We start from the raw sequence: 11,917 nt of genomic DNA on the forward strand, positions 1-11,917 counted from the left end.
TCGGCTCTATTTGAAGGATAGGTACGTGCCTTTGCTGCGTCGCAGCGGCTTTGTTAAATAGTGTGTCTGACTGGATTTTCTGCCGTCACTGCCTCTCGACAGCAGCGCTCAGCATATATCCCGCCCCCCGAACGGTGACGATCGGCGCGGCCCTGCCTCCAACGCTCAGCTTCCGCCGGACCCGGCTGACCAGCACGTCGATGCTGCGATCGGATGATGGCGCGTCGCGCACACCGGCCAATTCCATGAGCCTGGCGCGTGGAATGACCGTCTGCGGATTTTCCAGCATGACCTGGAGCAGTGCGAATTCTGCGGCGGTAAGCTCGATCGGCTGGTCGCCCTCGTCCTTTACTTCACGCCGCGCGAAATCGACCTGCCACCCGTCGAACCGGGCCAGCGTGCTGGCGCGCAGGCCGATCAACCGCTCCTTTTTGCTGCGACGCAGCACCGCGCGAAGCCGGGCGGCCAATTCGCGGGTCGAATAGGGCTTGGACATATAGTCGTCGGCGCCCAGTTCCAACCCCACCACCCGGTCCACCTCGCTGCCGCCAGCGCCGACCAGGATGATCGGCACGTCGCTCCGCTCCCGGACGTCACGGCACAGGTCCATGCCATCGGGACCGCGCAGCGCCGCATCCAGCACCAGCACGCCGACAGGCACGGTCTTGATCGCGTTCCAGATGTCGGATGCCGACGCCGCGGGCAGCGCGCGAAAGCCGCTCTGCTCCAGATATTCGCGCACCTGCTGGCGCTGTTCGGGCTTTTCCTCGGCAATCAGGATCAGCGGTGAACTCATCCGCCCTTCACTGACAAGCTGCGAAGGCCATCAAGTTCACCTTGGATAACCGCGCTGTCGCCCTGCGCCGCCGCCAGCGCCTCGCCCGCGCGCGCCTGTGCGTAGCGCCCGATTTCCGCGTCGATCTGACCCCGCGCACTTGCGCAGTTCCCGGCGTAGCTACCCGAGAGCGGAGCGAAGCGATGGATGGCCTTACCCATTGCGGCAATCGCATTGCCCTCTGCCGTCACCGAGCGGTTCACGCCCAGTTCGGCCTGCCAGCGGCAGACGGGCGTGGCCGGACGGCTGGCGAAACGCGGCTCGACCTGCTGGACATGAACGGTCGACACCGTTTCATAGCTCGTCCGATAGGCTGTGGACGCATGGTCGATGTCCGCACTGTGAACCGGAGCGACGACGGCCATGACGGCAGCGGAAGCGAAAATGGAAAGCATGCGAAGAAACTCCTTGGCGCAGGAAGCACTCGCCAAGGCATAGGCGGGGCAAATGTCTCTGAAATTTTCCGAATGTGACAAATTGTTGCTGCACACACGGAAACGCTTCGGCGCAGCAAAGCATTTTTACGGGCTAAAAACCCTCACTGTTTGAACAGCGCATGCAACCCGCCCGGCGCTCAGGCTTTTAACCCTCGTCAACGGCCAACCGCGCCTTTGGCGCCTTCATGGCCAATGATGAGGATTGCTGAATGAAAATCGCTCAAATCGCTCCCTTGGCCGAAAGCGTGCCCCCAAAGCTGTACGGCGGAACCGAGCGCATCGTTTCCTACCTCACCGAAGCGTTGGTCGATCAAGGACATGACGTGACATTGTTCGCCAGCGGCGATTCCGTCACGCGCGCGGAACTGGTGCCGGTAACCGACATGGCGCTTCGCCTCAATCCCCATGTTCGCGACGCCATTCCCTATCACATGATGCTGCTGGAAGCGGTGCGCCAGCGCGCCCATGAGTTCGATGCGCTACATTTCCACATCGATCTTGTTCACATGCCGCTGGTGCAGGACATCGTCGGCCGATGCGTCACGACGCTGCACGGCCGTCTGGACCTGCCGGACCTGCGTCCTTTCTACCAGACCTTCCCTGATCACAGCCTGGTTTCCATTTCCGACCACCAACGGCTGCCTATGCCGCCCGTGAACTGGGCGGGCACCGTCTATCACGGCCTTCCCGCCGGTCTGCTGCCGCCGAAAATCGACAGCCACGATGGCTATCTCGCCTTCCTCGGCCGGATATCGCCGGAAAAACGCCCCGACCGCGCCATCCGCATAGCCGCCCGTTCCGGCAAGCCGCTCAAGATCGCCGCCAAGATCGACAATGTGGACAAGGCATATTGGGAGGCTGAAATAGCGCCGCTCATAAACCTTCATCCCAACATTCATTTCGTCGGCGAAATCAACGAAGCGCAGAAGGCTGACTTCCTCGGCGGGGCCAGTGCCCTTCTGTTCCCGATCGACTGGCCCGAACCTTTTGGCCTCGTGATGATCGAGGCGATGGCCTGCGCGACCCCTGTCATCGCCTTCCGCTGCGGATCGGTTCCGGAGATTATCGACCATGGCGTGTCGGGCTTTATCGTCGATACGGAGGATCAGGCCGTCGAAGCCGTTTCGCGGCTTGGCGAACTTGACCGTCGCGGGGTACGCGCCGCCTTTGACGCACGTTTCACGGCAGACCGGATGGCGGCCGACTATGTCTCGCTTTATCACGGCCTACCCGGCGCGCGCACCGATGCCGCGCGGCTTCGTCGCGAACGCGGCGATGAAGCGGAGCTTCACCTTCAGGTCGTCGGTTAAGGAGAGTCGCATGACGGCGAGCCAGTTGCAGCCAGAATCCTTGGCCACGGAACCGGCAAAGTCCCTGTCCCAGCAGCAGACGCAGTTCTTCATCCCGGCCACCGCTTCGCTCCACGAACGACGTCCGCGAACGCTGAAGCATGGCGACAGCTTCGCGGTCTTCGATCATAGCGGCGATGCGATCGCCGGACCTGGGAGCCCCGAGGGGCTTTACCATCGCGACACCCGGCATCTGTCGCACCTCTATATGACGATCAACGGACTCCGGCCCATATTGCTGAGTTCGGCGCTGCGTGACGACAACGCCATGCTGACCTGCGACCTTACAAATCCCGATTTTTCGGGCGATGATGGCAGGGTTGCGGTGGAACATGACCTCATCCACCTGCGCCGCACGAGGTTCCTATGGGACTCCGCCGTCCACGAACGGATCACGATCCGCAACTTCGACACCGAAGCCCGAACGGTGAAGGTGGAGATGAGCTTCGCTGCCGATTTTGCCGATCTGTTCGAAATTCGCGGCATGACGCGCTTGCGCAAGGGGGTCATGAAGCCCCCTGTCGTGGGAAACGCCGACGTTCTCCTCGTCTATGAAGGCCGCGACGCCAAGACGCGCGAAACCCACCTCTGCTTTGATCCGGCGCCTCAAGACCTCACCGAAAGCCATGCCATGTTCGAGGTCATGGTTCCGCCCGGCGAACGGCGCACCCTGTACATGCGCATTGCGTGCGAGCGGGTGGAATTGACGCAGGAACCCTTCTCCCGCCAGTTCCTCAAGGCCCTTCGCGAATCCATGCAGTCACTGAAACAGGCAAGGGCGCGCGGCGCGACCGTTCGTTCATCAAATGCTCTGTTCGATGAGGTTACGCGAAGGTCCGTGGCCGATATCACCATGCTGTCCACGGACACCGAATTTGGCCCCTATCCCTATGCGGGCATTCCCTGGTTCAGCACCGTGTTCGGCCGCGACGCCATCATCACCGCGCTGGAGACGCTTTGGTGTGATCCCGCGATCAGCCGGGGCGTGCTGGGCTATCTGGCGAAGCATCAGGCCACCGCGTTCGACCCGGCAGCGGACGCGGAGCCGGGGAAAATCCTGCACGAAGTCCGCCATGGTGAAATGGCGGAATTGGGCGAAGTGCCGTTCCGCCATTATTATGGCAGCATCGATTCAACGCCGTTGTTCATCATGCTGGCTGGCGCCTATCTGGAACGAACAGGGGACCAGCCCTTCGTCACCAGCCTGCTGCCGCATCTGGATGCAGCCCTCGACTGGATCGATCAGCATGGCGACCGCGATGGGGACGGCTTCGTGGAATATGGGCGGCTCACCGATCAGGGGCTGACCAATCAGGGCTGGAAGGACAGCCATGACTCGATCTTCCACGAAGATGGTTCGATCGCGCGCGGCCCCATCGCGCTCGCGGAGGTTCAGGCCTATGTCTACGGCGCCTGGAGAGCCGCCGAAGCGATCCACAGGGCAATTGGCGATGCTCAGCGCGGGGCGGACTACGCCTTACGCGCCGACCGTTTGCGTGACCATTTCGATGCGGCCTTCTTCGACCCGCAACTTGGCACTTATGTGCTGGCGCTGGATGGAGAAAAGAAGCCTTGCCGCGTTCGTTCCTCCAATGCCGGGCATGTGCTGTTTACCGGCCTCGCGCTGGAAGAGCGCGTGGAATCGGTGGTGCGCACGCTGATGGCGCCAGCCTCCTTTTCCGGCTGGGGCGTCCGCACCATCGCATCGACGGAAGCGCGCTACAATCCGATGAGCTATCATAACGGCTCGATCTGGCCGCATGACAATGCCCTCATCGCGGCAGGCTTCTCCCGCTATGGCTATAAGCGTGAGGCAGCGCAGATATTCGAAGGTCTCTTTGCGGCCGCCACCTATGTGGATCTCATGCGCCTGCCGGAACTTTTCTGCGGATTTCCCCGCCGCCGCGCGCAAGGACCGACCTTCTATCCCGTGGCCTGTAGCCCCCAGGCATGGTCCGCCGCAGCGCCTCTGTCACTGATCCAGTCGAGTCTGGGTATCGGCTTCGACGTAGCAGGCCCTGAAATCTCTCTACGAGAACCAGCCCTTCCGAGATTCCTCGACGAACTGCGGCTCTATGGCCTGCGCATTGGCGAAGCATCGATCGACATCGCCTTTGACCGAATGGGTGACAAGGTCGTGGTAAAGCCGCTCGACCGGAAAGGCTCGGCCCGGGTGGTGACGATCGCTTGAGGCTTTTGTCTGCCTACTTCGCGTCACCCAAGGCCTTGAAAAAGGTAGTGACCTCAACTTTGATCTCAATTTCGGGGCTTGTCCACCTGCGAGATCGACAGGATGCTGGATACGGCGCCGCACCACTTCGGGGGATCAGTTATCGAGTTGATCCGCGACGAAGCCGAGCCAGTTGCTCATATAATTAATGATAGGCGGCGATTGACCATGATCAGCATGCTCTAAGCAGTGACTTCGAACATAACCTTAAGGCCCTCAGCTTCGGCGGAGGGCGCGGCCCATAAGATGAATTGACCCGGCTCGATCAACGGTTTCAAATCCATGCCGAGGAAGGCGAGGTCGACGGCCGAGAGCGTGAAGCTCACCTGCTTCGATTGGCCGGGCGCGAGATCCACATGCTGGTACGCCTTCAATTCACGGATCGGCTGGGTGACGCTGGCCACCACATCCTGCACATAAATCTGGACCAGTTCGCGCGCGGCGTGCTTGCCGTCATTCTTCACGGTCACGGTCGCGCGTAACTGCCCGTCCCGCCCTATCTGCTTGGCGGAGAGGCTGAGGTCCCAATAGCCGATCTTGCCGTAGGTCAGGCCATGGCCGAAGGGGAAGCGCGCCTCATTCTTTACCGTGATGAAGCGCGTGTTGGTGGGACGCCCTGGCCGGCGGTGCGCGTAATAATAGGGCACTTGGCCCGCCGAAATCGGAAAGCTAACTGGCAGGCGGCCCGACGGTCCGGTCGCCCCGAACAAGATGTCGGCGGTGGCGTTGCCAGATTCCGATCCCAAGAACCAGGTGACGAGGATTGCGGGCGCATTTAGCACCGCGCCTTCCAGCGCCAGCGCGCGGCCGTTACGCAGCGCGACGACGACAGGCTTGCCCACTGCGGCGACCGCTTCGGCCAAGGCCTGCTGCGGCGCGGGCAGGACGATGAGGTCACGCGAGGATGCCTCGCCCGACATGGCCTCACGCTCGCCGATGGCGAGGATGACGATATCAGCGGCGCGGGCAGCAGCAACGGCGGCGTCGATGCCGCCATCCACCGGCGAGGTGACTTCGCTGCCCTTGACCACCGTCACCAGAGACGCGTCGGCAACCGCCGCGCGAATGCCGGTTGCGAGGTCCACGGCTTCCTTGCTGTCGGCGAACAGGGTCCAGGGGCCATGCAGGTTGCCCTGCCCTTCGGCGAAGGGGCCGATGATGGCAATGCGCTTGCCCGCGCGCGGCAGGGGCAGCAAATCGCCCTCATTTTTCAGCAGTACGATCGAACGCTGCGCCGCTTCCCGCGCCAGGGAAATGGCTGGCTTGGTGCGCATGCGAACCTGCTGGCGCTTGAGGTCCATGCGGCGGAACGGATCGTCGAACAATCCAAGCTTTTCCTTGAGCGTGAGGACGCGCCCGACCGCCTCGTCCACCCGCTCCATCGGCACTTCGCCCGCAGCGACCAAGGAAGGGAGATGGTCGCGATAGATGCCGCTAGCCATGCTCATGTCGAGCCCCGCCATGATGGCGATGCGCGCGGCGTCGCGGGCATCGGCGGCAAGGCCACGGGCGGCGATTTCCACGTCGCCATTATAGTCGCCGACGACCAGCCCGTCGAAGCCCATCTCGCCGCGCAATATATCCGTCAGCATCTCGCGGCTGCCATGGACGGGACGGCCAGCAATATCTTCAAACGCAGCCATGACAGTTGCACAGCCAACATCTATCGCCGCCTGGAACGGGGGCAGATAGACTTCGCGCAGCGTGCGTTCGGAAATATCGGCGGTGTTGTAGTCGACACCGCCTTCCGCCGCGCCATAGGCGGCGAAATGCTTCATGCAGGCCGCGACCGATCCTACATCGGCGAGCGAGCGGCCCTGAAAGCCGCGCGTGCGGGCACGGGCCATGTCGCTCGACAGCAGCACGTCCTCCCCTGCCCCCTCGACCGTCCGACCCCAGCGGGCATCCCGGCCAATATCGACCATCGGCGCGAAGACCCAGTCGAAACCGGTCGCCGCCATTTCCTCTGCCGCCGCGCGCGCGGTGCGCTCGGCCAGGGCGGTGTCGAAGCTGGCCGCTTCGCCGAGCGGTACGGGGAAAACGGTGCGGTAGCCATGGATGACGTCGCCCGCGAAGATCATCGGGATGCCGAGACGCCCCTTCATCGCGGCGGTCTGAAGCTTGCGATGCGCGTCCACGCCAAAGCCGTTGAACACGCCGCCTAGCCGCCCAGATTCGGCGTCGCCCAGCATATTCTCGACATTCTTGACAGCGGCGGCGGGGTTGATCTTGGCGGCGGCCGCTGACGTCCAGGGGGTCGGCATCAGTGTGAGTTGGCCCGCCTTCTCCTCGATCGTCATCTGCGCGATCAGCGACTTGACGCGACTGGACAGCGGACGGCGCACAGCCGCCATCGCGGCCGGGATGCCTGATGCCTGCCACGCGAAAAGGCAGGCGGAACTGATCAATAGCGAGCGGCGGCTGACGGGGAGGTCGCGAGACATGCGGGGAAGCTCCAGGGGATGCGGCGATATTGTCATGGTGGTTCCCGGATACTTTCGTTCAGCAGCTAGCAAGGCATAGCCGCCTATTCCGCATAAAGTAAACAGTTCAGTTGCATTTTTTCGTGAAGCTGCTTTACATGGCAAGCCACCCATCGAACGGAGAGTATGATGAGGAAATTGATTATCGCCGCTGCCCTGATGGCGATGTCACCGACGCCTGTGTTCGCGCAGGCCGCCTATTCGTCGAGCACCACTGAAATCGGCGCGTTGCTTGATGACCCGGCGGCCAAGGCGATCCTGGAAAAGCATGTTCCCGGCATGACCACCAATGATCAGGTTGATATGGCTCGTGCCATGACGCTGAAGGACATCCAGCAATATTCGCCTGACCAGATCACGGACAAGGTCCTTGCCGAGATCGACGCCGATCTGGCCAAGCTGAAGAAGTAAGACGGACAGGCTGGCCGGGATAAGCATGCCTGGCCAGTCGAGTTCGACCGGCGCCGGTGACGAACCCGGCGGCCCTTCCCTTATCGCGACAGCGGATCAGGCCTTCAACTCGATCAGCGCCACACCCTCCGGCGGCAAGTCGAGCGTGAGCACCCCCTGCCTATCCAGCCGCCGTGTTTCGGGCGACGCGAGTTCCGCTGACCGCCGGATCTGATCGATCTCACCCTTTCTGGGATATTGCGGAGACCCCAGTTCACGCCATTTGGGCAAGGGCGAGCCGCGTTCCTGATCGACATAGCTGACGCGGACGGTCGCACCAGGACGCGCGCCCTTCAGCCTGACCTGCACATTTTTCCGCTGGCCATTGACGATGCGTTGGCTGGCCATGCCCGGGACGCCTGAAGGCTGCTTCACCTCCGCAAGGTTCCAGACCAGCGCCGCGGCACCTTCCTTGGTCCGGCTTGCGAGCGCTGGGCCAGTTGCGGCGAGACGGCGCTGTCCCAGCCGGTGCAGCAGCTTGTAGGTGTTGAAAGACGGGCGGGGAATATTGCGCTGCGCCAGCATGCCCCAGCCGCCATCCCCTTCCTTTAGGATGAAGTTGGGGAAGTTGATTTCCTCGAACACATTGCTGATGCACCATTGCGACATCGCGTGGCAGTAGGGCAGGCAATTGCTGATCACATGGGCGATCATCGCCGGGCTGTCGGACGACCATTCGCTTAGCCACAATTCCGCACCCCTGTAGCGGGTGGCGTCGATCTGCTTGCGGACCTGCGCCATGGCCGCAGGGATCACATCCTTGTGAGGATAGCGATTGGCCTGACCGAATAATTCCATTTGGTCGTCGCCAGCATAGATGTGCGTCGACACGAAATCGACTGGCAGATTTTCCTGTGCGCAAAACCCAAGAAATTCGGGCATCCATTGCGCCGCCGCTGTCGAAGGACCGCCGACCCGTAGCTTTTGATCCACCCCCTTGATCGCCTGCGCTGCTGCTTTGTACATCGCGAAATAATCAGCCTGGGTCCCACTGAAGAACCAGGTCAGATTAGGCTCGTTCCACACTTCGAAATACCATTGCCGCACTTCGTTCGCGCCATAGCGATCGATCAAATGGCGCACGAACCCGGCGATGAACTGGCCCCAGGCTTCGGGTGACGCGGGCGGCGTGATATTGGCATTGTAGGTGAAGCTGAGCTTTGTATTCCCGCTCGCAAGCTTCTTGGGCATGAAGCTAAGTTCCACGAAGGGCTGGACGCCGCGCTCCAGCACGCCGTCATATACGGCATCGACATTCTGGAAGTTCGGGTCCTTGCCGTTCATGCCGCCTGGCCAGACGCCCAGGTCATCATTGAAGATGCCGTGGAAGCGCACCCGCTCAAGGCCAGTTTCGTTACGAAAGCGCTCCAGATCATTCCGCCACGCCTCCCGCAGGGTCGCAGATGCGCGATCCGAGCCGGCGCAACGCGACCAGATATGATCAAGCGCGCCGATGTCCTGACGCAGGTCGATCTCAACCTGCTCCTGTTCCCCCTGCGCAAAGGCTGTCCGGGTAAAGGAAGAAGCTGCGAAAGCAGCAGCGCCTGCGCCCATGATTTCCCTACGGTTCCACATCGATCCGACTCCCTCGCGTCGCGGTCAGGCGACCGTCAGCTTCACTGATTTCAACTTGTCCGAACTGGAACCCGCATGAATTGTGAAGGTCCCTGGCTCGACGACATAGGCCATGTCGATGTTCCAAAAGGCCAGGCTGTCCGGATCAAGCCGGAACTGCACCTTACGCTTTTCGCCCGGCTTCAAGGTGACGCGTTCAAACCCGCGCAGTTCCAGCAGCGGGCGCGGCACCGAGCTCAGATCGTCGCGGACATAGAGCTGCACCACCTCGTCACCAGCCCTTGAGCCTGTGTTGGTTACATCGACCTCGACAATCGCGGTTTCACCTACGGCAATCGTCGATTTGGCGAGGCGTGGCGACGATATCTCGAAAGTCGTGAAGCTCAGGCCATGGCCGAACGGGAACAAGGGCGTGGGCTTGCCCTCGACATAGCGCTTGCCGGTCTTGGCCGACGGATGCTGGTTGTAGAACATCGGCAGATCGCCCACCGAGCGGGGGAAGGTGACCGGCAGCTTGCCGCCGGGATTGACCTTGCCAAACAGCATGTCGGCGAAGGCGTTACCGCCCTCCTGTCCGAGATACCAACCCTCGACGAGCGCGTTCGCTTTTTCCGCAAGCCGCGTCACGGTGAGCGGCCGCCCGTTGATCAGCAGCGCTATGATCGGCTTACCAGTCTCGATCATCGCTTCGACCAGCGCGTCCTGATCGCCGAACAGATTTAGGCTGTTGCGATCGCCAGGCGCGCCCGCATGGATTGCCTCGCGCGTGATTTCCGGCACGTCGCCCACGACAAGGAGGATGACGTCGGACCGCTTGGCCACTTCAACCGCCTGCGCGATGCGCGCGGCATTTTCCGCGGGATCGGCGAAGCGCGCTGACCTACCGGGGAGATGCTGCGCCAACTTATCGGGTTTGACGATCTGCACGCCTTCGGCATGTTCGATCGTGATATTCTTGCCTGCCCTAGCCTGAACGCCAGCCAAAATGCCGACGGCCTGCGCATTGACTGCCGAATAACCGCCGAAGAGAGGTTCTACCGCATTCGGGCCGATGACCGCGATCTTGCGCGCCACGGCGGGATCAAGGGGCAACAGACCGTCATTCTTGAGCAGAACCAGCGACTTTTGCGCGACCTTGCGAGCGAGCGCCTTGCTGGCCGGGGCATTCACCTGGCGCAACGCGCGAGCCTTGTTCACATAGGGGTTTTCGAACAACCCGGCTTCAAACTTGAGCGCGAGGATGCGGCTGACAGCGGCGTCCAGACTTGCTTCGGGGATGCGCCCGGCTCGGACCAGCTCGGGAAGCCGCCCATAGGCCTGCCCCTCGGGCAGTTCGGCATCGACGCCCGCATGGAGAGCCAGCACCGCCGCCTCATTTTCGTTCGCAGCCATATTATGGTGGGTCACGAGATTGGTAACGCCGCCATAGTCGCTGAAATAGGCGCCACGGAACTTAAGCCGCTCACGGCCTGTGCGCTGGAGCAATTCGAAATTGGCGTGGGAAGGAACGCCCTCAATCTCATTATAGGAGGGCATGATGATAGCGGGGTCAGCTTTCCTGATCACCTGTTCGAAGGGGACCAGGAAATTCTCCCGCAAAGTCCGTTCGCTCATGTCGGCGGGCGCGGTGTTGAGCCCGCCCTCCGGAGAACCGTGGATGAAATGCTTCAGCGTGGTGAAAACTTTATCGGCGGCAAGTGGCCGCGTCCCCTGTTGGCCTAGCACTGAGGCGATGCCCATCTGGCTGACAAGATAGGGATCTTCGCCGAAAAACTCCTCAACCCGACCAAAGCGGGGGTCACGGGCGAGGTCGAGCACCGGACTGAGCGCGACCGTTGCCCCACGCATGCGCGCCTCGCGCCCCGCGAGTTCGAACGCCTGTTGGACAAGGGCTGGGTCCCAAGTACTTCCGAGGCCGAGAGGAATAGGGAAGATGGTCGCGTCGCGCGCTTTCAGCCCGTGCGCCGTCTCCTCGTGGAAGAGCGCAGGGATGCCGAGCCGTGTCTGTTCGACGAGATGGCGCTGGATCGCGTTGATCAAGTCGATCGTCTCACCGGGTGCGCGATAAGCGTCGGTCGCAGCGCGCTTGGTGCCGCTGGTGTCACTTGGATTGCCGATTTGGCCGATGCCGTTCTGGAAGACCTTCATCGCCTTGTCTGGCGAGAAATTATCCCCTTCCAGGAAAAACGCCTTGGTATAGGCCATCGAGCGCATCTGCGCGGCTTTTTCCTCCAGCGTCATACGGCTGAGCAGATCGCGGACGCGATCCTCTACCGGCGCCTTTGGATCGCGGTAGACGGCCCTGCCTCCCATTTGCGCCATTGCTGCAACAGGCATGGCCAAAGCGGTGGTAGCGATGAACATGCGCCGAGTAACTGCCAGCCGCTCCGCCACAAAATCCTCCATGAATGATGTTAATATCCTCGCCATCTTAGGCGAGCCAAAATCCTGTCAGCCTTTTACAGTACAGCCAGGCGTTAAGTAAACAGTACAGTTTCGTTTATTTCAACTGTGCAAGTTGGCCCGCCAGCCAGAATATGGCTGGCGGGCCTAGTCAA

8 protein-coding genes are annotated in these 11,917 nt (G+C 61.7%); 3 read left to right on the top strand and 5 right to left on the bottom strand.

Going from position 1 to position 11,917, the window contains the following annotated elements; genetic code table 11:
* Window positions 1-85 precede the first annotated feature (85 nt).
* Both AC6JBC_RS09745 and AC6JBC_RS09750 read right to left on the bottom strand, forming a co-directional pair.
* Window positions 86-796 carry a response regulator transcription factor gene (locus AC6JBC_RS09745; RefSeq protein WP_498024005.1) on the bottom strand — a complete coding sequence of 237 codons (711 nt, stop codon included), beginning with the start codon at window positions 794-796 and terminating at the stop codon, window positions 86-88.
* Complete coding sequence (locus AC6JBC_RS09750) at window positions 793-1,230, bottom strand: hypothetical protein (protein ID WP_498024007.1); 438 nt, start codon at window positions 1,228-1,230, stop codon at window positions 793-795. Before AC6JBC_RS09750 ends, AC6JBC_RS09745 begins: the two co-directional genes overlap by 4 nt.
* A 251-nt stretch (window positions 1,231-1,481) precedes the next feature.
* Here AC6JBC_RS09750 and AC6JBC_RS09755 point away from each other — a divergent pair, with 251 nt between their 5' ends.
* Window positions 1,482-2,582 (top strand): glycosyltransferase family 4 protein, encoded by a 1,101-nt coding sequence (locus AC6JBC_RS09755; RefSeq protein ID WP_498024008.1) that lies wholly within the window; start codon window positions 1,482-1,484, stop codon window positions 2,580-2,582.
* 10 nt (window positions 2,583-2,592) lie between these two features.
* On the top strand, window positions 2,593-4,812 hold the full coding sequence (locus AC6JBC_RS09760; RefSeq protein ID WP_498026045.1) for an amylo-alpha-1,6-glucosidase: 2,220 nt from the start codon (window positions 2,593-2,595) through the stop codon (window positions 4,810-4,812).
* 221 nt (window positions 4,813-5,033) lie between these two features.
* On the opposite strand, the gene AC6JBC_RS09765 is transcribed toward AC6JBC_RS09760, so the two are convergent.
* Entirely contained in the window at window positions 5,034-7,295 is a 2,262-nt protein-coding gene (locus tag AC6JBC_RS09765) for a glycoside hydrolase family 3 N-terminal domain-containing protein (protein ID WP_498024009.1), read from the bottom strand.
* Window positions 7,296-7,463: 168 nt separating this feature from the next.
* Here AC6JBC_RS09765 and AC6JBC_RS09770 point away from each other — a divergent pair, with 168 nt between their 5' ends.
* Entirely contained in the window at window positions 7,464-7,745 is a 282-nt protein-coding gene (locus AC6JBC_RS09770; RefSeq protein ID WP_498024011.1) for a hypothetical protein, read from the top strand.
* 96 nt (window positions 7,746-7,841) lie between these two features.
* Here AC6JBC_RS09770 and AC6JBC_RS09775 read toward each other — a convergent pair whose 3' ends face one another.
* Entirely contained in the window at window positions 7,842-9,359 is a 1,518-nt protein-coding gene (locus AC6JBC_RS09775) for a GH39 family glycosyl hydrolase (protein WP_498024012.1), read from the bottom strand.
* A gap of 24 nt (window positions 9,360-9,383) precedes the next feature.
* Complete coding sequence (locus AC6JBC_RS09780; protein ID WP_498024013.1) at window positions 9,384-11,765, bottom strand: glycoside hydrolase family 3 N-terminal domain-containing protein; 2,382 nt, start codon at window positions 11,763-11,765, stop codon at window positions 9,384-9,386.
* Window positions 11,766-11,917 lie beyond the last annotated feature (152 nt).

This window comes from Sphingobium sp. RC1, assembly GCF_059738765.1.